The following is a 25,717-nucleotide window of genomic DNA, read 5'->3' on the forward strand; positions in this document are numbered from 1 at the left end:
GTGCACGGCCCCCCGGCCTACGGAGCCGAGGGGCTGTCATGCCGTACGGCCCCCCGCGCCGCCCCGTCTCGGTAATCTGGCCCGGTATGGACCGGGAACAGCAGTGGATGCGCAGCGCCCTGGGGCTCGCGGTCATCGCGGCCGACGAAGCCCGGGAGCCCTCTCTCCTGAGGCAGTTGGGCCAGGACTGCGCCGAGCTGCTCCAGCTCTCGGGGGCAGCCGTGGTACTGGCCGGAGCCACGGCGGCACACGGCGGCGGCGAACCGGTCTCCGAGTGCCTGCGCGCCGACCGGGCCCTGGTCAACATCGATCTCGGGCAACAGGGCGCGCGCTGGCCGGAGTTCACCGGCCGCGCACTGGCCGCGGGGCATGCCGTGGCGACGCTGCTCCCCCTGCACGGCGGCGTCGGCCGGCCCTGCGCCGTACTCCAGCTGTTCAGCAGCGAGCGGGAGCTGTCCGATGCCGAGATCGGGTCGGCCCAGCGGCTGGGCGAGCTGGCCATGGTGCTCCGCGCTCAGAGCGACGCGCTCCGCGGCCACCGGGAGACCGCCGGGCAGCTGAGCCGGGCGCTCGACAGCAGAGTCGTCATCGAGCAGGCCAAGGGCATGCTCGCCGAACAGCTGCGGACCGGTACCGGAGAGGCGTTCGACGCGCTGCGCGGTCACGCCAGGTCCCACCGGCTGAAGCTCGCCGACGTGGCGCGTGCCGTGGTCGCCCGCGAACTGCGCCTGGGGAGCGCGCCGTCCGGCTGAACGGAGGGACGCAGGGACGGAGGGCGTGCGGGCGGGGGTGGTGCGGGCCCCGGCGTGCTGTGCCGGGCCCGCACCTTCCGTATCGCGTCCGCAACCGGCCGGTCAGTTCCGGCCGGTCAGTTCCCGACGGAGACCGTGAACCGGACCGGATTGCCGTCGTTCGCCGCGCCCGAGACGTCGGGCTGGCCGTCCGGGACCACGTCGTCGTACGGGAAGGCGTACCCGATCGGCGAGTTGGCGTGGACCACCCGTGCCCAGTGGTTGGTGACGTCCCCCTGGTAGTAGTCGGCGGCCGTCGTGCCGTTCGGCTGGCTGGGGTGGGTGAGCATGATCGAGCGGTTGAACCCGGCGGCGATCCTGGCGAGCAGCGCCTTCTTCTCGTCCGGGTCGTCCGGATTGTTGGCGAAGGGGCCGTCGTTGCAGGTGAAGATGGACTTCGAGTCGGGCTTGGTGAAGGTGTGGCCGCCGTCGAAGGTGAGGGTGTCCCCGCTCACCCGGCCCTTCAGGCTGCCCTTGCCGCCCTGCAGGTCGATGGTGAGGTCGGTGGAGCTGTACTTGTCCCAGACCTGGTCGACATAGCCGCTCCACAGATCGCCGAACGGCATGGCGTCCGGGGAGGCGGACGCCATCAGATTCTGCGGCGACATCACCCGCAGCACCTTGCCGTCCGAGCCGTGGACGACCAGCTTGTCCCAGGGCTGGCCGTCCTTGGCCGCCTGGGCCGTGAGATCCGATGCGATCTTGTCGACCGCGCCGTCGGGGAGCGGGGCCACGGTGTGGTCGGTGTCGCCCTTGAGCGTGAGCCCGATGGGCAGCGAGGTCACCAGGTCGACGTACGAGATGTTGGCGTACAGCTGGTCCGGGTTGAAGGTGAACTCGCAGAACGACCAGGTGCGGCCGTAGTTCGGGTCCGCCGGGGTGGCGAAGGCGGGCTCGACCAGCGAGGGGCCCGGGTTGAGGAAGAAGTCGAGCTTGTCGTCCCGTACGAAGTAGACACGGGCGCCGTACATCTGAGGCAGTGTCAATGTGACGGCACCCGCGCCCGCGGCCTTCAGCGGGATGGCGCAGTCGACGGGCAGCGGTGTCTGCGGGGCCGACGGCGAGTCGGGGTGGTACACGCTGCCGTCGGCGCGCAGCAGGACCCACTTGTCGGTGCCCTGCTCATGGCCGGTGACGTACGCGTTGACGTTGCCTGGCAACGACTTGTTCTCCAGGGCCAGTTCGCAGGTGGCGGCGGAGGCCGACGCGCGTGGGCTCAGCGCGCTTCCCCAGGCGGGGTAGGTGAGAGCGGTGGCGGTCGCCGCGGCGCCGGTCAGGAACATTCTGCGGGATATCACGCAAGTCTCCTGTGGTCTGTGGGGGGGGCGGAGCACGGGAGGCGGGTGGGGCTGTGGGGGGTGGCCTCCCGTTGGCCCATACTGTTGCGAGGTGCGGGGCATTGGTCAAGACCTAGCACTGAGAGCGCTCTCAAATTCCTCTCCGCCTTCACCACTTGAAGACGCGGAGGCTCTGCTCATGGCCTCCGGGCCGTAGCTCCCGGCCTCGCCCCCGGGCAACCGGGCCCCGGCCACGGGTCTCCCGCCCGCGGATTCCCGGCGACGGCCTCCCGCCCGGCGCCCACCGGGACCGCCGGGGCGCTCGCCGCCGCCCCGCACGAGCGCCCCGCCGCCGTCCGGGCCGCCGGCCCCTACGGAGTTGGGCCGGACAGACCCTACGGCGTGGCCCAGTCCTTGAGCGCGTTCTTGCTCCCGAAGCGCGAGTTGGCCACATTCTTGTCGAGCGGGCTGCTGGTGTACTGGTGGAAGGTCCAGGCCGCCTTGATCCTGGGCTTGCCCGCCGTCGTGTAGTCCGCGATCCACAGTCCGTCCCCGGCGTACGACGTGGTGTCGTGGTTCAGCCAGTAGTCGCGGTTCGTGTACAGCAGCACCCGGTTGTGCGGCCGCAGTTTCTTCACCGCGCGGATGAAGCTGTCCTTCTCGGCGTTGCTGGCCCGGGTGCCGTCCCCGGTGGTCTCCCAGTCCACCGCGAGCAGATCGCCCGACTTCTCGGGGGCCTTGCTCACGAAGTACTCGGCCTGTGTCTGGATGTTCCCCGGCCACAGGAAGTGGTAGAAGCCGACGACGCACCCGCCGTCCCGCGCCAGTTTGGTCTGGCTTGTCAGTCGTGGATTGACGTATGTGTGGCCCTCGGAGGCCTTGATGAAGACAAAGGCCTGACCGTCGGTGTCGAACGACGTCTGGTACGTACTGACATCGATGCCGTGCAGCATGCGTGCTACCTCCCCTTGTTCCGTGGTGACTTGGGTATCCCATGTTCCACTTACCCATTCGGGAGGTGTCGACTGCATTCGCTCACCTGGGCGAAGTGAGAACCAGGGATACGTTGTGGCCGCCGAAGCCGAACGAGTTCGCCAGGGCCGCGTCCCAACGCCCCCTGCGGGCGCTGCCGGTGACGACATCCAGCGGTACCCGGTCGTCGAGCCTGGACAGGTTGCGGGTCGGCGGGACGGATCCGTCCCGCAGCGCCAGCAGCGCCGCCATCGCACCCAACGCCCCCGAGGCGCCCAGCAGATGGCCGGTCATGGACTTGGTCGCTGTGACCACCGGGTGGGTGCCGACGGCGGCGGCGACCGCCTCGGCCTCGGCGAGATCGCCCTGCGGGGTGGAGGTGGCGTGCGCATGGACATGGCCGATGTCCCCGGGGGCCAGGTCCGCGTCCAGCAGGGCCTTCCGGATCGCCCGTGCCTGGCCTTCGGGGTCGGATGCGGTGATGTGCCCGGCGCTGGACGTCGTCCCCGCACCGGCCACCGCTCCGTGCGCACGTGCGGCGCGTGCGCGGGCGTGCGCGGCGCTCTCCAGGACCAGGACTGCGGCGCCCTCGCCGAACACGAAACCGTCGCGCTCCGCGTCGAAGGGGCGCGAGGCGCCCTCCGGGTCGTCGTTGGCCGTCGACACCGCCCTCATCTGGGCAAAGGCGGTCAGCGGCAGCGGATGCAGGCTCGCCTCCGCACCGCCCGCCACCACGATGTCGGCCCGCCCCGCCCGGATGAGGTCGAGACCGAGCGCGATCGCCTCCGCCCCGGAGGCGCAGGCGCTCACCGGGGTGTGCGCGCCGCCCTTTGCCCCCAGCTCGATGGAGACCCAGGCGGCCGGCCCGTTGGCCATGAGCATGGGGACGGTGTGCGGCGAGACCTTCCGGGGGCCGGACTCCTCCAGTACGCGGTTCTGCCCGAGCAGGGAGAGCACGCCGCCGGTGCCCGTACCGATCACGACGGCGAGGCGCTCCGGATCGACGGCGGGCGCTCCCGCGTCCGCCCAGGCCTCGCGGGCACAGACCAGGGCGGCCTGTTCGCAGCGGTCGAGCCGGCGGGCCTCGGTGCGCTTCAGCGAATCCGCCGGGTCCTGGCGCATCCGGGCCGCGATCCGCACCGGCAGCGGGCCGGCCCAGTCCTCGTCCGCCAGGCTGCCGATTCCGTTCTCGCCCGCCGTCATCGCGGCCCAGGTAAGCGGGACATCACCGCCGAGGGGCGTGGTGGCCCCCAGCCCGGTGACCCAGACATCCGTTCTTGTCGCCATGCGGTGGACCGTAACCAACCATCCAGTTGGTTGGCAACCTGCGTATGATCGCCCCATGACGAGGAGCACCCGCACCGGGGGGACCCGCGCCCGCCTGCTGGCGGCCGCGCGCACGGAGTTCGCCGAACACGGACTGGACGGCGCCCGCGTCGACCGGATCGCCGAGCGCGCCGGGGCCAACAAGGAGCGCATCTACGGGTACTTCGGCAGTAAGGAGAAGCTGTTCGCGGCGGTCGTCGCGGAGGCGCTGGACGAGCACGCCGTGCAGGTCGGACTGCCGGACGGCGACCCGGGTGAGTACGCGGGGCGGATGTACGACTACCACCGGAGGAACCCGGAGCTGACCCGGCTGATGATGTGGGAGGCGCTGCACTACGGCGACGGGGCGCTGCCCGACAGCGAGGCGCGCTCCGGGCACTACGCGCGGAAGGCGGCCGCGCTCGGTGAGCCGGCCGGCGGGCGTCCGGCCGGGGACGCCGCCGCCACCTTCCTCGCCCTCATCGGTGTGGCGGTCTGGCCGCTGGCCTTCCCGCAGATGGCCCGGCTGGTCCTGGGGGCCGGGCCGGGACCGCTGGACCCCGCCGCGCTGCGGGCCCATGTGGTGGAGACGGCCCGCGCGGTGGCCGCGCACCGCCCCGGCGCCCCGGGGTGAGTACGCCGGTTGCGGCGTCCGGGCCGCCCCGCCGTCCCCCGTCCCGGCGCCGCCGCGTCACCCCTCCCGCTCCGGCTGTCAGGGCTTGCGGGCCACGGCCACATAGCAGGCGGCGTCGGCGTCGCTGACCTGCCCGGACTCCCGTGGGTCGTCGGGCCGCCACCGGTGGGACACCGTGACGCCCGGCTCGACGAGTTCCCAGCCGTCGAAGAAACGGCTGAACTCCTCCTTGGTGCGGAACTGCAGCGGTGTTCCGGCGGCCGTGTAGATGTCGATCATGCGGTTCATGGTCTCCGCGTCGAAGTCCGGGGTGGCGTGCGACAGGGCGAGCGTGCTGCCCGGTGCGAGGGCCTCCTTGTACCGCTCGATGATCGCGTAGGCGCCGTCGGCGTCGGTGACGAAGTGCAGCAGCGCGTTGAGGCTCAGCGCGACGGGCCGGCTCAGATCGAGGGTGTCGCGCAGGGCCGACGCCTTCAGCAGGGTCTCCGGTTCCTTGGCGTCAGCCTCGACATACGCCGTCCTCCCCTGCGGGGTGCTGCGCAGCAGGGCCTGGGCGTGGGCGAGCACGATCGGGTCGTTGTCCGCGTACACCACGCGCGCGGCCGGGACGGAGAGCTGGACCACTTCGTGGAGGTTGGGGGAGGTGGGAATGCCGGTGCCTATGTCGAGGAACTGGCGCAGCCCGTGCTCCGCGGCCCACCGGGTGGCCCGGTGCATGAACTCCCGGTTCGTCCGCGCCGCGACGCGCACACCGGGGAACGCGGCGAGCACCCTGCCCACGGCCTCCCGGTCGGCGGTGAAGTTGGTGGTGCCCCCCAGGTAGTAGTCGTACATCCGGGCGGAGTGCGCCCGGTCCAGCTCCAGATCGACCGGACTCGCCCCGAGATCCTGCCCCTGGTGCTCCGTCATGCTGACTGCCTCCCCTTGTCGGTGTGCCGCTCGTCAGCACCCTGCCCGTCGAGCGGTACAAGAACTCCGGCCGGGCCCGGTCAACTCCGGCCAACTCCGGTCCACTCCAGTCGCCCCTGGTCCACTGCGGTCCCCTCCCGGAAGAGCAACCCGGCGACGGGATTTTCAGGTACACATAGACGAGCCCAACGTGACGGGACGAACACCGATGGCAGCTTCCGTATGCGCCATGGCGTGGATGTGCGGACCACGGTGCGTACCGGCGCGCGGGGGGCGTGTCCCTATCACCGGACGCCGGTTCCAGCAGGGGACCGGCGCTGGTACAGCAGAGCAGGTACGTGTATGCGCCGGAGAACCGCGGTGGACGCCACCGCCTTACGGACGCCGTCCACCGGCCTGTCGGCGCGCAGGCTGCACATGGTCTGCGAGGCGTTCTGCGCCGAGCACCACCAGGAGTGGCAGTCGTACGCTCTCCTCCAGGTGGGGGAGTCAACGACCGCGCATGCCCTGGTGGTTGAGCTCAGGGCCCGGCTGACGCTCCACTGGGAACACGCGTTGCGCCAGGAGTCCGTCGAGGGACACGCCTGGAAGATCTTCAAGGAGATCATCTTCGAGTGGCTGGACGAACGCGGCCTGGAACCGGCGCTGGCCCGGACCGCCGCACCCGCATCGGTCTTCGAGCACATCCTGGGCGCCTGGGCCCCGCCCGCCCCCGGCCCAGCCCTTCCCGGCCCAGCCCTTCCCGGCACCGTCCTTCCCGGCACCGTCCTTCCCGGCACCGTCCCGGGACAGCGGGAACAGAGCCCGTGCCCGGAGCTGTACGCGGCCATCGCGCGCCTTCCGGAGCGCCAGTACGACGTGCTGCTGCTCCGGTACGTGCTGCAATACGATCAGGCCCGTACCGCATTCATCATGGGCGTCCCCCAGGAGACGGTCCGCTCGCACATCCGCCACGCGAAGCGGAAGCTGGCCCGGGACCTCGGCCTCCACGGGGCGCCCGGCCCGGGGGAGTAGCGCATGGACGTGAAACACGGAAGAGCCCCTGGCTCCGCCGCCGCCCGCGACGGCGGCGGGCACCGGCGGGTCGGCCGCCACGGCAGCAGCCACCCGTACCGCGCCCCCTCCGTGGAGCGGGCCCCGTCTCCCTCCCATGGGTGACCCCGACGGCCCGCGCGTCCCACCGCGACCGGGCACACCGGCCCCGGCGCCCTATCCGACGGCGTACGAACAGGCCGCACACGAACTGGGGTTGGCCTGCGCCCTGGTCCTGAACGCCCCGCAGGCGGCGGGCTGCCTCTCCCGGCTGGTCGACGAGCGGCACCCCGGCCCCGAGGGCGCCCTGATGCTGGCGGCGCTGCTGCACATCACCGGCCGGTACGACGCGGCACGCTCCTGGTGGCAGTTCGCCGCGGGCGCGGGCAGCAGAACGGCCGCGTACGCACTCTTCCTCGACCACCGGCGGCGCGGCGAGTACCGGGACGCCAAGCACTGGCGCACCCAGGCGGCGAACCTGGCCACCCCCCGCCGGGCCCCCCGCCCGGAGCCCGCCGCCCCCACCGTCCGCGCGGACCTCCTCCCCGAGGAGGCCCGCCACAGCCTGCTGGCCCAACTCCACCACGGCCTCCCGCCCGACGTACCCCGGGCACTCGCAGAGGTGGTCGACCGGTTGCACACGCGGGGGGACTGACGGCGGGGTCGGACTCCGCTCCCGCCACGCGGGTTACCGGGCCCCGGCCGTCCACGGTGAGCCGTAGCGGTCGGCCAGTTCACGGGCGTCGGCCGGGGAGAGCAGGTGCGGGTCGGTCGCCCGGGTGAGGAGGGTGAGGGCCGACGCCTCCTCGATCTCGACCGCCGCTTCGACGGCCTCCCGGACCGTGCGGCCGGAGACGACCGGGCCGTGGTTCTGCAACAGGGCCGCGCGGAAGGGGAGTTCCAGGGCCAGCAGATCCGCTGCCTGGCGGGGGTCGCCCGGAGGCGCGTACGGCACCAGGGGGGCTTGTCCCACGCGCATGACGAAGTACGGCGAGATCGGCCCGATGGCGGACCAGGGGGACCAGGGCGGCAGGCACGAGGCCGCGGTGGCCTGTCGTGAGTGGAGGTGGACGACCGCTGTGCAGGAGTCCGAGCGGCGGTAGAAGGCCAGATGCAGCGGCAACTCCTTCGAGGGCTTCGGGCCGCTCAGGGTGCGGCCTCCGAGGTCGGTGACGGCCAGTTGGTCCACGGTCAGCCGGCTCAGGTCGCACCCGGTGGGGGCGATGTGCACCTCGTCGCCGATCCGGACGCTGACATTGCCGGTCCTGCCCGGACTCAGACCGAGCGCCGCCAGTTCGTGTGCGGCGCTCACGATGTCCTGCCGGACGGTGTCCTGTCGTATGGCCTCCTGGCCGACCGTGCTCACCCGAGTTCCTTCCATGCGGTGGTGAAGACCGAGTCGTCACCGAAGTTTCCAGATTTGAGGGCGAGGTTGACCACCGGACCGGTGCCCGCCGGGCCTGCCGTCGCCGAGGCCCAGGCGACTCCCGGGGCGATCGCCGGACCGATGCGCAGCCGGGTCACGTCCAGGGCCGTGGTCACGGTGCCCGAGGTCTCGCCACCCGCGATCAGGAACCGTCGTGCGCCGCGGGCCAGCAGCTCCTGGGCGCACCGGCCCAGGGCCCGTTCGACCAGGGCCGACGCGGGTTCCAGCCCCGGGGATGTGTCGTGTTCGATGTCGTCGAGCGATGCGACGGCGTACACCAGGACCGGGTCACCGGGGCGCTGTGCCCACTGGTGCGCGGCCCACCGGGCCAGGTCCGCGACCTCGCCCGGCAGGTCGGCGCGCAGGGCGGCGAGATCGAGTTTGCGGGCGGGCATCCGCTCGCGCCCCCGGGCGACCTGGCGCCGCGTCGCGGCGGACGCGCTCCCGGCCAGCACGGCCTGGAACCCTTCCGCCACCGGAATGTCCCGGGCCCGCGACGGGCGCCCGGCCACCGGGAGACCCAGGGCGAGACCCGAGCCGCCGCTCCACAGCGTGAGCCCCGACGCGCCGTCGGCGATGACCGCCAGATCGGCGTCGTCCACGGCGTCGACGACATGGATCCGGCTGCGCCCCGGGTCGGCCTCCAGCGCCCGCCGGACCGCTGCCGCACCCGACCGCACCGTGGCGTGATCGGTGAGTACGGTCTCGTGACCGCTCTGCGCCGCGAGCAGCCCGACCACATCGGATTCGGTCATCGGCGTGAGCGGGTGGTGGCGCATCGGGCTCTCGCTGAGCAACTGCCGGTGGACGAAGAGATGCCCCTGGTAGACGGTGCGCCCATTGCCGGGAAGGGAGGGGACCGCGAGGGTCACGGAGGCCCCGACGGCGTGCATCAGGGCGTCCAGGACCGGGCCGATGTTCCCCGTCGGTGTGGAGTCGAAGGTCGAGCAGTACTTGAAGTAGAACCGCTCGCAGCCCAGCTCCCGCAGGACCGCCAGGGCGGCGAGGCTGTCGGCGACCGCCCGGCCGGGCGGCGCCGTGCGGGACTGCAGGGCGATCACCACGGCGTCGGCGTCGGCGTCCTGGGCCAGGCCCGGGTCGTCCGGGGCGGGCAGACCGGTGCGGACCACGGTGCGGTACCCGCGGCTCACCAGGTTCGTGGCCAGATCCGTCGCGCCGGTGAAGTCGTCGGCGATGGCGCCCAACGTCGGCATAGTCCCTCCTGCCCTTGCCGTGAGGCGGGCTTCCGTCGGCCCGCTCCCTACGGTGATGTTACAAAGCTTGACACACATGTGCAACGACGTTAATTCTTGTGAATATTGTTGTGGGCCTCGCCCCTACCATCGACTTGGTCCGCCCCTCCGCGAAGAGGGGGCGACGCGAGCACGGTCGGACGGGGGCCCCGCCTGCTCGTCACTCTCCGCCGAGGAACGTCATGGACATCAACGTCATGGACATCACTGAACGGACACGGTCCGACGCCACATCGCCGGTCCGCTATGCCCTCACAGGGGCCTGCGGAGGATTCGGCCGCACGCTTCTCGCCCAGACCCGCTATGTGCCCGGCCTCTCGCCCGCCGTGCTGTGCGACCTGGACACCGGAGGACTGCGCGCCCTGTGGGCCGAGCTGGGCCTGCCCGACGACGGGCTCCGGGTCTGCCGGACCCCCGACGAGGTGCGGCGGGCGGGCTCGGACCCGGACGTCACCCTCGCCGTCCCGGACACCGCGCTGCTGGCGGAGACGGAGTTCGACATCCTGGTCGAGGCCACCGGCAACCCCGCCGTGGGGTACGCGGCCGCGGTGGCGGCCCTCACCGCCGGCCGGCATGTGGCGATGGCCAGCAAGGAGGTCGACTCGGTCGCCGGCGTCCGGCTGTCCCGGCTGGCCGCCCGGCACGGCGTCGTCTACACACCGGCCGGAGGCGACCAGCCCGCCAATGTGCTCGGGCTGCTCCGGTGGGGGCGGCTGATCGGGCTCGACGTGGTGGCGCTCGGCAAGTCCAGCGAGTACGACCTCGTCCTCGACCCGGAGTCGGAGACCGTCACCCAGCAGGACATGACCGTCGCGGTCCCCGGCATGAGCGACCTCCTCACCCTGGGCGACGACGTACGCGGCACCCTGGCCGCCCGCGCGGCCCTGGTCGAAGCGCTGCCCCGCAGATCCAGCGCCGACTACTGCGAGATGTCGGTGGTCTCCCACCACTCCGGCTTCCAGCCCGACGTCCCGGAGCTGCACTACCCCGTCGCGCGCATCGACGAACTGGCCGACGTGTACGCGCTGCGCGAGGACGGGGGCCTGCTCGCCACCACGGGCGCCCTGGACGTCTTCAGCGCGCTGCGCCTGCCGGGCGAGGCGTCGTTCGCCGGCGGCGTCTTCCTCATCGTCCGCACCCACGACGACGTCACCTGGCGGATGCTGCGGGAGAAGGGGCACGTCGTCAGCCGCGACGGCCGGTACGCCTGTGTCTATCTGCCCTTCCACCTCATGGGGGTCGAGACCCCCTTCACCCTGCTGACCGCGGTCCATGAGCACCGGGGCGCCGCCGGCCCGGGTGGCGTGGGCCGCTCCGCCGTGCTCGCGGGCCGGGCGGTGCGCGACCTGCCCGCGGGCACCGAACTGCGGATGCACGGCCACCACCACGAGGTCGACGGCCTGGAACCGGCCCTGCTGACCGCGCAGGACGCCGGACCCGGTACCGCCCCCTACTACCTGGCGGCGAACGCCCGTACCGCCCGGGATGTCCGGGCCGGCACGGTGCTGACCCTCACCGACCTCACCGGCTACGACACCGCTCTCGCCCAGGCGTCGCACGCGGAGCCCGCGCAGGACGCCTGACCCACCCCTCGTATCCCCTGCGGCGCGGACAGCGCCAGAGCGGAAAACCCGAAGGAACGACCCGTGAACCCGAACATCGAGCATCTGCTCCTGGCAGCCGCCGCGATCGTCTTCCTGATCGTGCTGATCACGAAGTGCCGGCTGCACCCGTCACTGGCGCTGACCGTCGCGGCGCTCGCCCTGGGCATGGCCAACGGCATCAGCCCCGCGGGAGCGGTCAAGGACTTCGAGCAGGGCTTCGGCGACACGCTGAGCGACACCGGCCCGGTCATCGCACTCGGCGCCATGCTCGGCGGCATCCTGCTGGGCAGCGGAGGCGCCTACCGCATAGCCGACGCCTTCGTCGTCTCCCGTCCGGTGAAGTGGATCCCGCTGGCCATCGCGGTGGCCGCGCTCATCATCGGACTGCCCAACATCTTCGACGTCAGCTTCGTGATGCTCGTCCCGCTGGCGTACGCGGTCGCCAAACGCACCGGAACGCATCTCCTCTTCGTCGGCCTGCCGCTCGCCGCCGGCCTCTACACCGCACACGGCCTGCTGCCACCGCATCCCGCCCCCACGGCCGCGGTCACCGCCTACCACGCCAACACCGGCCTGACCATCGGCCTCGGTCTGGTCATCGCGATCCCCACCGTGCTGATCTGCGGCCCCCTGCTCACCAAGCTCAGCAGCCGCGCCTTCGGCCCCGCGCCCGACCTCGACGCCGGACCCGTCGCCAGCGTCAGCCCGCAGCCCGAGGGCCGCAGGGCCGGTCCTGTCTCGCTCCCGCTCACCCTGACCGCCGTCCTGCTGCCGCCCTTCCTGATGCTGGTCGGCACGCTCGGCTCCTCGATGACCCGGAAGAACTCACTGCCCTGGCAGGCCTTCGAGACCCTCGACAACCCGATCCTCGCGCTGCTCGTCGCCGTACTCTTCGCGTTCTTCGTCCTCGGGCCCCGGGCCGGCTTCCTGCTGCGGCAGATGCAGACGATGTCCGGCAAGGGGCTGGGCGCGGTCGGCCCGGTGCTGCTGATCATCGGGGCGGGCGGCGGGCTGGCCCAGATGCTGGCATCGACCGGGGTGAGCCACGCGATCACCGGTTACGCGGTGCACTGGTCCGCGCCGCCGCTCCTCCTCGCCTGGGGAATCGCCGCGCTGCTGCGGATCTGCCTCGGCTCGGCGACCGTCGCCACGATCACGACCGCCGGCATCGTGGCGCCCTTCCTGACCGTCTATCCGGGCCTCTCACCCGAACTCCTCGTCCTTGCCACCGCGTCGGGCTCCGTGATGCTGTCGCACGTCAACGACTCGGGCTTCTGGCTCTTCAAGGAGTACTTCCAGCTGTCCGTAGGAAAGACCTTCAGGACCTGGTCGGTCATGCTCTCGGTACAGTCCCTCATCGGACTGGCCGGCGTGCTCCTGCTCTCCCTCGCCGTCTGAGCCGCCGGCGCCCGAGCACCCCCGTCCCCCGTCCCCCGCCCACCGGACCCGGAATAGAGTGATCACATGAGTTCACAGGAGGAGGGGCAGCTGATCCCCGACCAGCGGCGCGAGCTCCTCCTGCGCCGGCTCCGCAGTCATCTCGTGCTCAGCGTGCACCAGCTCACCGAGATGCTCGGCGTCTCACACATGACGGTGCGCCGGGACATCGCCGCTCTGGAGGAGCAGGGCCACGTCTACTCCGTGCCCGGCGGGGTGCGCCTGGCCAGCCGTATCTCCAGCGAACCGAGCCATGAGCGCAAGACCCATGTCGACCGGGCCGAGAAGACGGCCATGGCCGCGCTCGTCGACGGGCTGCTTGTGGACGGGATGAGCGTGTACGTGGACGCGGGGACCACCCTGCTCCATGTGGTGCCCTTCATCACCGCCCGCCAGGGAATGACCGTCGTCACCAACGACTTCACCGTCGTCCACCGGCTGGCCGACGCGCCGCACGTCGAGACGATCCACATCGGCGGCAGGCTCGAACACGAGAACCTGTCCACCGTCGGCCCGGTGGCCGCGGCCACTCTGCGGCAGTTCGCACTCGACCTGGCCCTGATCAGCAGCAGTTCCTGGGACCTGCAACGTGGCGTGACCACCCCGTCGGAGGCGAAGGTCGAGGTCAAGCGTGCCGCGATGGAGTCGGCCTCCCGGTCGGTACTGGTCGCCGCCGCGTCGAAGTACGGCCTGTTCGCCACGTACCGGATGGCTCCGCTCCGCGCCTTCGAACGGATCGTGACCGACAGGGCACTCGAACCGGCCGCCGCCCAGGCGATCCGCGACCTCGGGATCGAACTGGACCTCGCCACCCCCTAGTTGGGTCGCGGCACAGTTGTCGATGAGGTTGTTGATGACGTTGTTGAAGTTGATGACGTTGTTGAAGACGTTGTTGACGACCCATCAGGACCGCGGGGAAAGCACCGCGACGGCCCGGTCGAAGGCCGAGTCCCGGTTCTTCGCGAACTCCTCATCGGTGAAGACCGGTGTCCGAAGCTGCGGCGGGATACCGGTGCCGTCGAAGGTCCGCCCCGAGCCGGTCAGGAACTCCTCGTTCGGGAGCCAGACCTCCATACCGTTGGGGAGCACGCGCTCCAGGACATCGGAGAAGACCCCCTGTGTGGGCTCCCCGACGCGGACGGTCCTGCCGGGGCGGCCGATGAGGGCCTGGGTGAAGGTCTCGCCCGCGCTCACCGTCGTACCGGCGGTCAGCACGGCGACCGGACCGGTGTAGCGGGGCACGCCCGCGGCCGGTTCCACCTGGATGGGCTGCGGCCGCGTGTACCGGGTGCGCTTCCGGTAGGCGAGGTACGGGGTGTCGGTCAGCCGACCGGCGATGTGCAGCCCCAGGGAGTCGGAGCCGCCGCCGTTGATCCGCAGATCGATGACCAGCCCCCGGAGGGAAGCCGTGCGCCGGACGGTGAGCACGGTGTCCAGCGCCCTGTCGAGCTCGGCGAGCTGCGCGCCGTACGAGGGGTCCTGCCGGTCGTAGGCCGCGAATCCGGAGATACGGAGATAGCCCTGGCCGCCGGGCAGATCCGCGTAGCTGATCCGGCCGTTCGCGAACTCCTGCGGCTGCGCGCCCCCGAGGTCGCGCCGCACGATGTACGACTTGACCTTGGTGTCAAGCTCCTGGCTGAGCATGGCCGTACCCGGACGGACCTGGGCGAAGTGGCGGTCGCCGTCGAGCACGGCGACATGGGCGTCGTACAGCGGCCGCACCATCTCGCTGAAGAGGGCGAAGAGTTCGTCCCTGGTCGTACCGGCGTGCACGGTGGGGCGGTACCTGTCCCGTACGGCGTGCCAGTCGATGCCCTTGGCGGCGAAGAAGGGGTAGTTCTCCTCGAAGGACTGCCAGAACACATCGAACGTCGTCACGGGGTCCTCGGGCGTCGCCCGCCCGCACGCCGCCGGGAGCGCCGCGATCCGCCGCAGTTCCTTGTACCCCGGCGAACCCGCCTCCCGCAGCGACCCCGTCGCCCGGACGGTGAGATCCGTTCCGTCAGCGGTGCGGTACACGCCCGGCGCCGTCTGCCGCGCCGCGTCGCCCTTCAGACAGCTGACCGCCGTCGTCTGGTACTCCTGCAGCCGCCCGTCCGCGATCGACAGGACGGTCCCGTAACCGTTCACGCGCCACACCCCGTCGACAGCCGGCCGGGGTGCCGCCGACGCGGGTGCCACCGCCCCGCCCGCGAGGGTCAGTGCCACGACGGCGGTCGCGGCCCTGCTGCTCCTGTGTCGCACCGTCTTCCCTCCCCTGTACGCGATCTGCGTCAGCGCTCCGAGGATCGCCGACCGGCGCGTACGGGAACATCCGGCGGGCCGGTGGACCGGCAGGGGGGACATCCCCCGGGTCCGGACGCCCGGCGACTGCCCGACCGCCCCGCTTCCTGACCGCCCCGCTTCCCGACCGCGCCGCTTCTTGATCGCCTTGACAGGCAGACGTCCAGTGGGAGTCTGGAGATGACGGCGTCGCGCGCCACCACGACCGGCCCGGCGACCCGCACGACCAGTACGGCGAGGGACGGGCCCTTCTGGGGATGTCCGCCCGGCCGAGGGCGCGGCACGGCAGTGCCCCGCCTCATCCAGGTATCCACGGCATTCAGCCGGCAGCCCGCTGCGGCGCCCGTCCGATGGCCACTGCCCGAGAGGGCGCCGAACCCCACAGCTGATCTGACCCTCCGAAGGAACTGCGCCGATGGCTGTACGAGGCGAGCAAGCGGTACGAGGCGAGCAGCCGGTACGAACGGCGTCGCCGCCTCCCAGGGCGCGGGAGGTCGCGAAATTCGCCGCCGTCGGGGCATCCGGTGTGGCGGTGAACCTCCTGGTGTTCAACCTCGTGCGCCACGCCACCTCGATCCCCGTGGTGAGCGCGAGTGTGATCGCCACCGTCGTGTCGATCGCCTTCAACTACATCGGATTCCGTTACTTCGTCTACCGGGACCGCGACAAGAGCGGCTGCACCCGCGAGATGGGGCTCTTCCTGGTGTTCAGCGCCATCGGCCTGGTGATCGAGAACGGCATTCTCTATCTGGCCACGTACGGCTTCGGGTGGGACAGCCCGCTGCAGAGCAACGTATTCAAGTTCCTCGGCATCGCCATCGCCACCCTCTTCCGATTCTGGTCCTACCGCACCTGGGTGTTCCGGGTGATACCACCCACTTCCTCATCATCCCCGTCCCCGTCCTCTTCCTCTTCCTCTTCCTCTTCCTCTTCCTCTTCCTCTTCCTCGCACGGGCCCTGACCCCCCGGAGCCCGCGACCAGGGGCAGCAGACCGGCCCCGGCCGGGTCCCCGGAACCTGGCGGTGCGGCGTGCTCGTTGGTTCGTACGCTCGTGAGGTCATGTATTGGTCGGGATGTCCACTGATCAGGTCGTCCACTGATCGGCTGGTGTGCTGGTCGGCTGGTGTGCTGGTGGGATCGTGTACTGGTCAGCTCGTCTGCTGGTGGGGTGGTGTGCCGATCAGGTCGTCGGTTGGTGGGCTCGTGTACTCATGGGCTGGTGTGTTCGTCCGACTGTCCGCTCGTCTCCGCCCGTCGCGGACATCCCGCGCGAGATGAGCGGGGGACCTACCGCTACCGGCCGGGCGGCGCGTTCGGCCAGGCGGTCGACGAGGCCCGCGAGCATGCCCGTTGGGGTGACACCGATACTGCCTGGCGGACCGTGCGCGCCGCGATCCCGGTGTGGGAGCCGCTCGGCCCCGCCCATATCGCCCCGGTGGGCCTGCTCGCCGACCCTCTGCTCGCGCCTGTGCTCACCGCTGGCCGGCGCCTGGAGCTGCCGGAATCCCCGCGCGGCGGCGAGCGGGGCCCGGCCCCCGGCCCCGCCCGCGACCAGGACCCGGGCGGCCTCTCCTGGCTGGCGCGCCCCGGTGGTCTGCGACCCGGGCAGTCGTCACCGTCCGGCTACCGGATGGTCCTGGTCGAAGGGGTCGCCCCGGACGAACTGCCCGTCCTGCTCGGTTCCTCATCCGACACGGCGCTCGCCCCACCGCTGCTGCACTGGAGAGTCCGTCACCATCACCGCCCCGATCTGCGGACGTTCTCCGGCTACGACGACAAGGCGCTGCTCAGCGTCGGGCGGGCGGGCCAGGGCTGGAGCTTCGGGTTCGAGGACGGCCCGCCTGCCTTCTCCATGGAGCGGTTCGTCTCTCCGGCGCAGGCGGCATCCGCCCGTGGTGGCCACGCGATCGTGGTGTGGAGCGATGGGGGCGGGCGTACCCCGCTCTTCCATGTGTCGATGGCCCGGGGCGGGATGCCGCTGTACGCGTTCACGGTGCGGGACGGGGTGACGGAGCACAGCTCAGGCGCCGTGCCCGCCGGGCTGGCCCCGGATCTTCTCGGTTTCGGCACCGAAAAATCCGACACCGAAAAATCCGACAGTGAGAGGCCAGCCGCTCAGTGGGGCGCCCAGGGCCGGGAACTGGATGCCATCGCCGACCTGTACGGGGTCGCTCTGCCACGTCTCGCTCTCACCGAGGGCCGGCTGCACTCCTTCGAGACGGTGTCCCGGATACGCCCGCCCGGCCCCGGTGAGGCCCATATGACGATCACCATGGGCTGACGCGCACGCAGGCGCTCAGCCTCTCCGCCACAGGCGCTCACCCGCTCCGCCATCAGATACGGAGGTCCGCGGTGACGGTGGAGGCAGGGGTGGTCAGGACGGCGTCGAAGGCGTCGACGACCGGGGTGTGCACAGAGGTGCCCTGGAGGCGGATGCGGTCGGGGCAGTCGGAAGCCTCCGTCCGTGCCCTGCGGAGATCGGCGATACCGAGTCCGAGGCCGCCGTCGGCAAAGGCGCACTCGATGCTTCCGGGTTCGGGCGGTTCCAGTGCCGTGTCGCCGAGGGTGAAGCCGAAGGGTGCTGTCTCGTCGCGGCGCATGTCCGCGGTGTGTCCGCCGATGCTGGTCAGGCCGAGCGCGAAGTAGGTATCGCCCAGTGCACGCCGCAGTTGCTGTCCCATGGGCAGCCCCGTGAGGTGCCCGTCGAAGGAGATGGGTGTCGTCTGGATGTGGGCGTTGTGGGCGGCCAGGACGATACGGGCGCCGGGATCGATACGTTCCAGGTGCCAGAGGACCGAACTGGCCATGTAGGCGTCCCGGGCCGAGGTGTCGGCGGTGAGGCCGTTGCCCGCGAACAGACCGGCCATGGCGCGGAAGGTGTAGTCGGCGTGGCAGGCGCCTTCGAGGCGGTGCAGGGCGAGGTCGTAGTCGTGCCGGTCGCCGCGGGTGGCGTACAGGGGTTCGAGGGCGCGGAAGCGGACGAGGAGGCGGGCGAGGATTGCGGTGAGGGTGTTCTGCTCGGTGGTGGGCAGGCGCGCCCAGGCGGGTGCGGCCACGGCTGCGGAGCCGCCGGCGAACGACCCGGCGATCCGCAGAGCCGTCTCGGCTGCCGGCACGGTCTGGGGGTCGATGCGGCGCAGGTAGTCGGCGACCGGTGACAGGGCGGGCAACAGGGATCCGCCCGCCGCCGGGATGTCGATGCCGGCGAAGCCCACCGGTGCTGAGGCGGTGCGGTTGTGCTGACGTACCCATTGCAGGGGTTCGGTGAGCCCTACGGGGACCGCTGTGGCGAGGTGGACCGCCAGGTCCTCATCGGCGCCCTCTCCCCGGGCCCAGGCATCCAGAGGGAAGCCTTCGCTGAAACCGTACTCGAAGGCCAGGACGGTGAAGCCGCAGCGTTCGACGAGGAACCTCAGCAGGCGGCGCCGCAGAAGCGCGAACTCTTCGACGAAGTGGGAGTGTTCGCCGATCGCGACGATGCGGGCGTCTCCGATGATGCCGCGCAGCGGTTCCAGGTCGTCGAGCGGCGCCTGCGGGTCGAGGTGGGTGAGCGGGACAGCTCGTTCGCGAAGCCAGTGGGTGAACGGGGTCCCGGGGGAGAAACGGGTCATGGTGAGGCTCGATTCAGTGCGGGGAGGGGCCGGGGGCTGCGGCCTCCAGGTCGTCGACCGTGCCGGACATGATCGTGGGGAGGTGTTCAGTGAGATGCGGCAGGGGCCAGTGCCACCAGGCCAGTGCGAGGAGACGGTCGATGTCGGCGTCGCGGTAGCGGCGGCGCAGCAGCCGGGCGGGATTGCCGCCGACGATGCCGTAGTCGCGGACGTCCTCCACGACGACCGAGCCGGAGGCGATGATCGCTCCGTGCCCGATACGGACGCCGGGCATCACCGTGGTCCGGTACCCGAACCAGACGTCGTTGCCCACTGTGGTGTCACCCCGTCCGGGCAGCCCGGTGATGAGGTCGAAGTGGTCGGCCCAGGAGCCGCCCATGATGGGGAAGGGGAATGTGGAGGGGCCGTCCATCCGGTGGTTGGCGCCGTTCATGAGGAACCGCACGCCCTCGCCCAGCGCACAGATTTCCGATGACGAGTTTCTCGGGCCCGTAGTGGTAGAGGACGTTGCGGTTCTCGAAGGCGGTCGGGTCCCCGGGATCGTCGTAGTACGTGAACTCCCCGACCTCGATCAGCGGTGAGGTCACCAGTGGCCTGAGGAGCACGACCCGGGGCTGGTCGGGCATGGGATGAACCTGGGTCGGGTCGGCGGGTACGGGCGGCATCTGTGATCGTTTCCTTCCGGAGGGCGGGCTTCAGACGCGCGCTTCGGCGGCGCCGAACCAGCGGCCGAGCGCTTCGCGGAGCGCCGGTACGGCGTTGTCGGGGGATTCGTCGACGGCGGCGGCCCAGGCGATGTGTGCGTCGGGCCGGATCAGGAGGGCGTCCGCGGGGCGGTCCTCGGTCTTGGCGGTGCAGACGTCGACACGGGTCCGCCAGGCTCCGGCCGCCCGGCGGAGGCCCTCGCGGTCGACGAGGTCCGGGAGCAGGGGCCGTGCGGTGTACAGGAGTTCGCCGACACCGGTCACCCCGCGGTCGCTGTGGAGGGTGAGGTTGGGGGCGAAGGCTCCGGCCAACGGGTGGTCCCCGGACGGTCCGGGCACCGGGTAGCGGATGTCAGCGCCCGCGACCAGCGCCCCCATGCGGCGCAGCGGCTGCTCGTCGGCGAGCAGCTCCTGGAAGAGCTCGCGGAGCGCTTCGGCCGCCGGGTCGGTCCCGCGCCGCAGCGCCACCTGGGCCCGGGTGTGGAGCAGGGTGCGCGCGCCGGCGAAGTGCCGTTCCTCGTGGTAGGTGTCCAGCAGGCCGTCGGGGGCCGTGCCGTGGATGTCGGCGGCCGGCTTCCAGGCCAGGTTGACCGCGTCGAGCATGCCGGCGTTGATCGCGACGCCGGTCGCGGGGAACAGGTGTGCCGCGTCACCGGCCAGCAGGATCCGCCCCTGCCGGTAACGCTCGGCGTGCCGGGCCTTGAAGGTGAACCGCGGCAGTCGGACCGCTTCGGCCAGCGGAAGACCCACGCCCAGGACGCGCCGGAGGCTGTCCCGGAATTCGGTCACGGACATCGGGACGTCGTCGTCGTACTCGTCGCTCTCGTCCTCGGTGGTGTAGAGGGAGACCACGGGGGATTCGGGCGATGCGCCAACGCCCAGAAGACCGGTGGCCGTTCGTGTGGAGCCCCCCTTGACCGTGCCGAAGCCTGCGACGTCGAGATCCCCGTTGCCGAGCACGGTCACGGTGTCCGGCAGGGTGACCTGGGCCAGCCGGTTGACTTCCGGATACGTGGTGCCGGGAAAGGCGATGCCCGCCGCGTCCCGCACCCGGCTGCGGGCGCCGTCGCAGCCCGCCAGGTACCGGGCGGTCACCCGGTACGGTCCGTCCGGGCCGAGCACCTCCGCGGTCACGGCCGCCGTGTCCTGGACGACTCCCGACACCTGGTGCCCGTGGCGGATCTCGACTCCGAGCTCACGGGCGCGTTCGGCGAGTACCTTTTCGAGCTGCTGCTGCGGGAGTGGCAGGGCGTGCATCGGAGGGTCGGCGAGCCGGGTCAGGTCGATATGGACGCCGCCGAACGGGAACCGAGGGGCCGGTACGGGGCCGGTGCAGGCGGCCTCGAACCGCTCCAGCAGGCCCCGGTACCGCAGCAGTTCCAGGATCTGCCCGCCGAGGCCACCGGCCTTCGGGGTGTCCCGGCGATGCGGATGGCGCTCCAGCACCAGGGGGTGCACCCCGGCCAGGCGCAGTTCGCACGCCAGCATCAGGCCGGTGGGACCGGATCCCACGATGATCACGTCAGTGTCCATACGCTCCCCCCTTTGGAACGGCACGTGTCGTGCCGATAGAATTGCACAGCTCGGCATCCCGTCAAGTGCGGCACGTGCCGTGCCGTTAGGGTGGCGCCATGACAGACTCCCGGCGCGGAGCCGCCCGGACCGAGGCCATCATGCGGACCACGCTGGAACTGGGTCAGGAGATCGGCTACGCGAAACTCAGCATCGAAGCGATCGCAGCCCGAGCCGGCGCGGGGAAACACACGATCTACCGCAGATGGCCGTCCAAGGGTGCTCTGCTCCTGGACGCGCTCCTCTCACTGCACAAGGCCAGCCTGGAGTACCCCGACACAGGCGACATCGTCGCCGACCTGCGCACCCAGATCCACGCGGCCGTCGATCTGCTGGCCAATCCCCCCTTCGGTCCGCTGTACCAGGCCCTGGTCGGCGAGGCCCAGTACGACCCCCAGATCGCCGCGGCGCTCAATGAGCGCTTGATCGCCGTCCAGGCCGACTTGACCGTCGCCCGGTTGAAGGCGGCGCAGGACCAAGGCCAGTTGTCGCCCGACTTCGACCTGAGCCTCGCCATGGCGATCCTCTCCGGCCCGCTCTATTTCCAATTCCTGATCACCCAGGAACCCCTGACCCATGAGTACGTCGACCGTGTCGTCCACGCCCTCTTCGCCGGCATGGGCAAGCCGTCATGAAGCAAGCCGGCGAAGGGTGATGGTGATGGCCGGCCACGCGTCGTACCCCTCGGGGCCCGAACGACCTTTCTGCGCAGACCTGTCTATCCGGGAGAGTCATGACAAGCAGGTTCACTGAGCTGACCGTTGACTGCCGTGACCCGGAGCGGCTCGCCGCATTCTGGTGCGCGGTCCTTGACTTCAAGGTGATCGACCGGCGCGAAGGCAAGGTCGAGATCGCTTCCTGGGTGCCGACCGTCGAGGGCATACGGGCCCGCCAGATGCCGCCCACCCTGCAGTTCATCCACGTGCCCGAGGGCAGGGCCGTCAAGAACCGGCTGCACCTCGACATCAGCCCGGTCGACGGCAGCACCGAGGACGAGGTGGTCAGATTGCTCGGCCTCGGCGCCACCAAGGTCGACGTGGGCCAGGGGCCGGACCGGAACTGGGTGGTCATGGCGGATATCGAAGGCAATGAGTTCTGCGTCGTGCGCAGCCTGGCGCCGCAGCGAAGCTAGCCCTACGGGTCAGGGGCTCTGCTGTTCTCTGTTCTCCGGTCGGGGGCAGACGGAGGGCTCCGGTGAGTGCTTCGATGGCCACCGTGTGTGCAATGGCGCAGGGTGGCACCGCCTGGCACCAACTGGCGCAGGTAGCGCCATCCGCACCATTCCTTTCTCTCTGGAAGTTCCTGAGGATTGGTTGCGCCACGTTTTTCCCAGTCAATCTGTGCGCATCTACGCCGCTCACGGGCGCCCTTCGCGCTTCAGTTCCCGGAAAGGCGCCATGCGCGCTTGCGAGTGGCGCCAATGTGGTGCCATGATGACGTCATGGACCTCACCCCGTATGTCGACACCCTCCGCCGTGAACTCGCGGTGGCCGCCGAAGCCGGCGGCGACGAAGCCCGTGAGCTGGCCGACAGGCTCACCGCGCCCTTGGAGTCGGCGACCCGGCTGACCCTGCTCAACGTGCTCTCCGCCGCGATGGGCGAGATCACCCGTGACCTCGCTCCCGGCTCGGTCGACGTACGGCTGCGCGGGCTCGACCCCGACTTCGTGGTGACGCTGCCGCCGGCCGGCGGCGCCCCCGCGGAGCCGGTCACGCCCGTCGAGTCGCTCAGGACCACGTCCGCGCCCGACGGCGACGAGGGTGGCACCGCCCGTGTCAACCTGCGCCTGCCGGCCCACCTCAAGGCCCGCGCCGAGGAGGCCGCGGCCGGCGAGGGGCTGTCGGTCAACGCATGGCTGGTGCGCGCCGTTTCGGCCGCGGTCGACGGCGGTAACCGGCCGCGTACGACGGAGAAGACCCGGACCATCGGGCAGGGCTACACGGGCTGGGTGCGCTAGCCAGAGGCCCGCCCGCGCCACGTCACGCACATCACGTCACACGCACCGCCACGCCCACCAGCGTCACCCACCACACCACGTCCCACCAGCGGGGACGCCACGCATACCCAAGAGGACGGGACAGCTATGCCTTCTTTCAGTACTCCCGAACCGATTTCGGTCACCGCCCACGTGGGCGCCGGTTCCATCCACTTCGCCGCGGATGACCGCCCCGACACTGTCGTCGAGGTGCAGCCCCGCGACCCGAAGCGCGACAAGGACGTGCGGGCCGCCGAGCAGACCGAGGTCACTTACGCCGGCGGCGTCCTGACCGTCAGGACGAAGGAGCGTCGCATGATCGGGCCCTCCGGCGTCGTTGACGTGACGGTCGGACTGCCCACGGGCTCGCGCATCGAGGCGACCGGCTCCTGGACCCAGGTGCTCGGTGAGGGACGGCTCGGCGAGGTCCGTGTGAAGACCTCGGGCGGTGACGTCCGCCTCGACGCGACCGGGCCGCTCCAACTCACCGCCTCCCACGGCTCGATCACCGTGGATCGGGTCCAGGGCGCGGCCGAGATCACCAGCAGCTTCGGCGGCATGCGTGTCGGCACCGTCGACGGGCCCGCCGTCCTGAAGAACTCGCACGGCACCACGACCGTCGGCGTCGCCACCGGTGACCTGCGGGTGAGTGGTGCCAACGGCGACATCGACATCGCGCGCGCCGAGGGTTCGGTCGTCGCCACCACGGCCAACGGCACCCTGCGCGTCGCCGAGGTCAGCCGCGGATCCGTCCGGCTGGAGACCTCCTACGGCGCCATCGACCTGGGCGTACGCGAAGGCACCGCCGCCTGGCTCGACGTCAACTCCGGTCATGGACAGGTGCGCAGCACGCTCGCCGCGTCCGAGAGCCCGGGGGAGTCCGAGGACACGGTCGAGGTCCACGCCCGTACGCGTTACGGGAACATCGACATCCACCGCGCCAGGGTCTGACCCCGGCCGCCCACTGGCCCACGCCCACTGGCCCACGCCCACTGGCCCACGCGCGCTCGCCCACCCGCACTGGCCCGCACCCGCTCGCTCACGCCCAGCCCCGCAAGCCTTCGAAAGGGAGGGCTTCATGCCTTCGTCTGTCATGCCCATGCCCGGATACGTCCAGGGCCAGGAACCGCCCGAAGCCGTATCCGCCGTCGGTCTGCGCAAGTCCTACGGCGACAAGCTCGTCCTCGACGGGATCGACCTGCGCATCCCGGCCGGCACCGTCTTCGCATTGCTCGGCCCGAACGGCGCCGGCAAGACCACCGTCGTCCAGATCCTCTCCACGCTCATCTCCGCCGGCCCCGGCTCCGGTGCCATCCGGGTCAACGGCCACGATCTGGCCGCCGCCCCGCAGGCCGTGCGCGCCGCGATCGGTGTCACCGGGCAGTTCTCCGCCGTCGACGGTCTGATCACCGGCGAGGAGAACATGCTCCTCATGGCGGACCTGCACCACCTCCCGCGCCGGGAGGGACGGCGGACCGCCGCCGAACTCCTGGAGCGCTTCGACCTGGTGGAGGCGGCGAAGAAGCCCGCCGCCACCTACTCGGGCGGTATGAAGCGCCGTCTCGACATCGCCATGACGCTGGTCGGCGATCCGCGGATCATCTTCCTCGACGAGCCGACCACCGGTCTCGACCCGCGCAGCCGGCACGCCATGTGGGGGCTCATTCGCGAACTGGTCTCCGGCGGCGTCACCGTCTTCCTCACCACCCAGTACCTGGACGAGGCCGACGAACTCGCCGACCGCATCGCCGTGCTCAACGGCGGGAAGATCGCCGCGCAGGGCACCGCCGACGAGCTCAAGCGGCTCATCCCCGGCGGACACATCCGGCTCCGCTTCACCGACCCGGCCGCCTACCGGTCCGCCGCGGTCGCCCTGCGCGAGGCCACGCGGGACGACGAGTCACTGTCGCTGCAGATCCCCAGCGACGGCGGCCAGCGCGCACTGCGCTCCCTCCTCGACCAGCTGGACTCGCTGGGTGTCGAGGCCGACGAACTGAGCGTCCACACCCCCGATCTCGACGACGTGTTCTTCGCCCTCACCGGCTCCAGCGTGCCCGCCCAGAACAACCAGCCGAAGGAGGCTGTCCGATGAGCGCCCTCTCCCTCGCCGTACGCGACTCGCACACGATGCTGCGCCGCAATCTGCTGCACGCGCGCCGCTATCCGTCGCTGACCCTGAACCTGCTGCTCACCCCGGTCATGCTCCTGCTGCTCTTCGTCTACCTCTTCGGCGATGTGATGAGCGCGGGCATCGGCGGCGGCGGTGCGGACCGCTCCGCGTACATCGCGTACATCGTCCCGGGCATCCTGCTGATGACCATCGGCGGCACCGTGGTCGGGACCGCGGTGTCCGTCTCCAACGACATGACCGAGGGCATCATCGCCCGCTTCCGCACCATGGCGATCCACCGCGGTTCGGTGCTCGTCGGCCATGTCGTCGGCAGCGTGCTGCAGGCGGTCATGAGCGTGGCCCTGGTGGGCGCCGTCGCCGTGGCCATCGGCTTCCGGTCCAGGGACGCCGGCGTCCTGGAGTGGCTGGCGGCCTTCGGGCTGCTCGTGCTCTTCGCCATGGCCCTCACCTGGGTCGCCGTCGGCATGGGCCTGATCAGCCCGAACGCCGAGGCCGCCAGCAACAACGCGATGCCGATGATCCTGCTGCCGCTGCTCTCCAGCGCCTTCGTCCCGGTCGACGCGATGCCGGGCTGGTTCCAGCCGGTCGCCCGGTACCAGCCGTTCACGCCGGCCATCGAGACGCTGCGGGCTCTGCTGCTCGGCGGCGACATCGGCAACAACGGGTGGCTCGCGGTCGGCTGGTGCCTGGCGCTCGCGGTACTCGGCTACTTCTGGTCCACCTCGAAGTTCAACCGCGACCCGAAGTGACCGCCACGGCCCCGGAGCGACCGCCGTGACGGCCCACTCCCCGGTGCTCTT

Annotated in this window: 24 protein-coding genes and 1 pseudogene; 15 read left to right on the top strand and 10 right to left on the bottom strand. The window is 71.0% G+C overall.

Going from position 1 to position 25,717, the window contains the following annotated elements; translation table 11 throughout:
• The first annotated feature begins 38 nt into the window (after nt 1–38).
• Nucleotides 39–752, top strand: coding sequence for an ANTAR domain-containing protein (locus tag ACWGKJ_RS04605; protein ID WP_385017541.1), 714 nt, complete (start codon nt 39–41; stop codon nt 750–752).
• Nucleotides 753–868: 116 nt separating this feature from the next.
• Here ACWGKJ_RS04605 and ACWGKJ_RS04610 read toward each other — a convergent pair whose 3' ends face one another.
• From ACWGKJ_RS04610 to ACWGKJ_RS04620, 3 genes are all read right to left on the bottom strand, one after another.
• Entirely contained in the window at nt 869–2,074 is a 1,206-nt protein-coding gene (locus ACWGKJ_RS04610) for a glycoside hydrolase family 64 protein (RefSeq protein ID WP_385017827.1), read from the bottom strand.
• Between the two features lie 389 nt (nt 2,075–2,463).
• Complete coding sequence (locus ACWGKJ_RS04615; protein ID WP_385017544.1) at nt 2,464–3,021, bottom strand: GH25 family lysozyme; 558 nt, start codon at nt 3,019–3,021, stop codon at nt 2,464–2,466.
• A gap of 82 nt (nt 3,022–3,103) precedes the next feature.
• Entirely contained in the window at nt 3,104–4,327 is a 1,224-nt protein-coding gene (locus tag ACWGKJ_RS04620; RefSeq protein WP_385017547.1) for a beta-ketoacyl-[acyl-carrier-protein] synthase family protein, read from the bottom strand.
• Between the two features lie 55 nt (nt 4,328–4,382).
• Here ACWGKJ_RS04620 and ACWGKJ_RS04625 point away from each other — a divergent pair, with 55 nt between their 5' ends.
• Nucleotides 4,383–4,979, top strand: coding sequence for a TetR family transcriptional regulator (locus ACWGKJ_RS04625; RefSeq protein ID WP_385017549.1), 597 nt, complete (start codon nt 4,383–4,385; stop codon nt 4,977–4,979).
• A gap of 78 nt (nt 4,980–5,057) precedes the next feature.
• On the opposite strand, the gene ACWGKJ_RS04630 is transcribed toward ACWGKJ_RS04625, so the two are convergent.
• Entirely contained in the window at nt 5,058–5,888 is an 831-nt protein-coding gene (locus ACWGKJ_RS04630; protein ID WP_385017552.1) for an SAM-dependent methyltransferase, read from the bottom strand.
• A 342-nt stretch (nt 5,889–6,230) separates the two neighbouring features.
• On the opposite strand from ACWGKJ_RS04630, the gene ACWGKJ_RS04635 reads away from it, so the two are divergent.
• On the top strand, nt 6,231–6,902 hold the full coding sequence (locus ACWGKJ_RS04635; RefSeq protein WP_385017555.1) for an RNA polymerase sigma factor: 672 nt from the start codon (nt 6,231–6,233) through the stop codon (nt 6,900–6,902).
• Between the two features lie 136 nt (nt 6,903–7,038).
• Nucleotides 7,039–7,575 carry a hypothetical protein gene (locus ACWGKJ_RS04640; RefSeq protein ID WP_385017558.1) on the top strand — a complete coding sequence of 179 codons (537 nt, stop codon included), beginning with the start codon at nt 7,039–7,041 and terminating at the stop codon, nt 7,573–7,575.
• Nucleotides 7,576–7,608: 33 nt separating this feature from the next.
• Here ACWGKJ_RS04640 and ACWGKJ_RS04645 read toward each other — a convergent pair whose 3' ends face one another.
• Together ACWGKJ_RS04645 and otnK are read right to left on the bottom strand one after the other, a co-directional pair.
• The gene (locus ACWGKJ_RS04645; protein ID WP_385017561.1) at nt 7,609–8,286 is read right to left on the bottom strand and encodes a class II aldolase/adducin family protein; all 678 of its coding nucleotides are present in this window, start codon (nt 8,284–8,286) and stop codon (nt 7,609–7,611) included.
• Entirely contained in the window at nt 8,283–9,560 is a 1,278-nt protein-coding gene (gene otnK, locus ACWGKJ_RS04650) for a 3-oxo-tetronate kinase (RefSeq protein WP_385017564.1), read from the bottom strand. The genes ACWGKJ_RS04645 and otnK overlap by 4 nt, the downstream gene beginning before the upstream one ends.
• A 221-nt stretch (nt 9,561–9,781) precedes the next feature.
• Between otnK and ACWGKJ_RS04655 the strand changes: the two genes are divergently transcribed.
• The 3 genes from ACWGKJ_RS04655 to ACWGKJ_RS04665 all read left to right on the top strand — a co-directional run bounded on the left by ACWGKJ_RS04655 (nt 9,782) and on the right by ACWGKJ_RS04665 (nt 13,459).
• Nucleotides 9,782–11,182, top strand: coding sequence for a homoserine dehydrogenase (locus ACWGKJ_RS04655; RefSeq protein WP_385017567.1), 1,401 nt, complete (start codon nt 9,782–9,784; stop codon nt 11,180–11,182).
• 63 nt (nt 11,183–11,245) lie between these two features.
• Nucleotides 11,246–12,601, top strand: a complete 1,356-nt coding sequence (locus ACWGKJ_RS04660; protein ID WP_385017569.1) for a GntT/GntP/DsdX family permease — start codon at nt 11,246–11,248, stop codon at nt 12,599–12,601.
• A 66-nt stretch (nt 12,602–12,667) separates the two neighbouring features.
• On the top strand, nt 12,668–13,459 hold the full coding sequence (locus ACWGKJ_RS04665; protein WP_385017572.1) for a DeoR/GlpR family DNA-binding transcription regulator: 792 nt from the start codon (nt 12,668–12,670) through the stop codon (nt 13,457–13,459).
• An 84-nt stretch (nt 13,460–13,543) separates the two neighbouring features.
• Here ACWGKJ_RS04665 and ACWGKJ_RS04670 read toward each other — a convergent pair whose 3' ends face one another.
• A complete protein-coding gene (locus ACWGKJ_RS04670; RefSeq protein ID WP_385017575.1) occupies nt 13,544–14,884 on the bottom strand; it encodes a S41 family peptidase in 1,341 nt (446 codons plus the stop codon).
• A gap of 454 nt (nt 14,885–15,338) precedes the next feature.
• Between ACWGKJ_RS04670 and ACWGKJ_RS04675 the strand changes: the two genes are divergently transcribed.
• Nucleotides 15,339–15,884 carry a GtrA family protein gene (locus ACWGKJ_RS04675; RefSeq protein WP_385017578.1) on the top strand — a complete coding sequence of 182 codons (546 nt, stop codon included), beginning with the start codon at nt 15,339–15,341 and terminating at the stop codon, nt 15,882–15,884.
• A 259-nt stretch (nt 15,885–16,143) separates the two neighbouring features.
• Nucleotides 16,144–17,205: a hypothetical protein gene (locus tag ACWGKJ_RS04680; protein WP_385017581.1), complete on the top strand. Its 1,062-nt coding sequence runs from the start codon at nt 16,144–16,146 to the stop codon at nt 17,203–17,205.
• Nucleotides 17,206–17,257: 52 nt separating this feature from the next.
• Here the strand turns inward: ACWGKJ_RS04680 and ACWGKJ_RS04685 are convergent, their stop codons facing one another.
• From ACWGKJ_RS04685 to ACWGKJ_RS04695, 3 genes and pseudogenes are all read right to left on the bottom strand, one after another.
• Entirely contained in the window at nt 17,258–18,535 is a 1,278-nt protein-coding gene (locus ACWGKJ_RS04685; protein ID WP_385017584.1) for an erythromycin esterase family protein, read from the bottom strand.
• A 13-nt stretch (nt 18,536–18,548) separates the two neighbouring features.
• Nucleotides 18,549–19,200: pseudogene (locus tag ACWGKJ_RS04690) on the bottom strand (CatB-related O-acetyltransferase).
• 30 nt (nt 19,201–19,230) lie between these two features.
• The gene (locus tag ACWGKJ_RS04695; protein WP_385017587.1) at nt 19,231–20,772 is read right to left on the bottom strand and encodes an FAD-dependent monooxygenase; all 1,542 of its coding nucleotides are present in this window, start codon (nt 20,770–20,772) and stop codon (nt 19,231–19,233) included.
• Between the two features lie 98 nt (nt 20,773–20,870).
• Here ACWGKJ_RS04695 and ACWGKJ_RS04700 point away from each other — a divergent pair, with 98 nt between their 5' ends.
• From ACWGKJ_RS04700 to ACWGKJ_RS04725, 6 genes are all read left to right on the top strand, one after another.
• The gene (locus tag ACWGKJ_RS04700; RefSeq protein ID WP_385017590.1) at nt 20,871–21,446 is read left to right on the top strand and encodes a TetR/AcrR family transcriptional regulator; all 576 of its coding nucleotides are present in this window, start codon (nt 20,871–20,873) and stop codon (nt 21,444–21,446) included.
• Nucleotides 21,447–21,544: 98 nt separating this feature from the next.
• Nucleotides 21,545–21,943 (top strand): VOC family protein, encoded by a 399-nt coding sequence (locus ACWGKJ_RS04705; RefSeq protein ID WP_385017593.1) that lies wholly within the window; start codon nt 21,545–21,547, stop codon nt 21,941–21,943.
• 309 nt (nt 21,944–22,252) lie between these two features.
• Entirely contained in the window at nt 22,253–22,768 is a 516-nt protein-coding gene (locus tag ACWGKJ_RS04710) for a toxin-antitoxin system HicB family antitoxin (protein ID WP_385017596.1), read from the top strand.
• 126 nt (nt 22,769–22,894) lie between these two features.
• Entirely contained in the window at nt 22,895–23,737 is an 843-nt protein-coding gene (locus tag ACWGKJ_RS04715; protein WP_385017599.1) for a DUF4097 family beta strand repeat-containing protein, read from the top strand.
• A 142-nt stretch (nt 23,738–23,879) separates the two neighbouring features.
• Complete coding sequence (locus tag ACWGKJ_RS04720) at nt 23,880–24,878, top strand: ATP-binding cassette domain-containing protein (RefSeq protein WP_385017830.1); 999 nt, start codon at nt 23,880–23,882, stop codon at nt 24,876–24,878.
• Nucleotides 24,875–25,666, top strand: a complete 792-nt coding sequence (locus ACWGKJ_RS04725) for an ABC transporter permease (protein WP_385017602.1) — start codon at nt 24,875–24,877, stop codon at nt 25,664–25,666. Before ACWGKJ_RS04720 ends, ACWGKJ_RS04725 begins: the two co-directional genes overlap by 4 nt.
• Nucleotides 25,667–25,717: the final 51 nt, after the last annotated feature.

This window comes from Streptomyces sp. NPDC054757 (assembly GCF_053612185.1).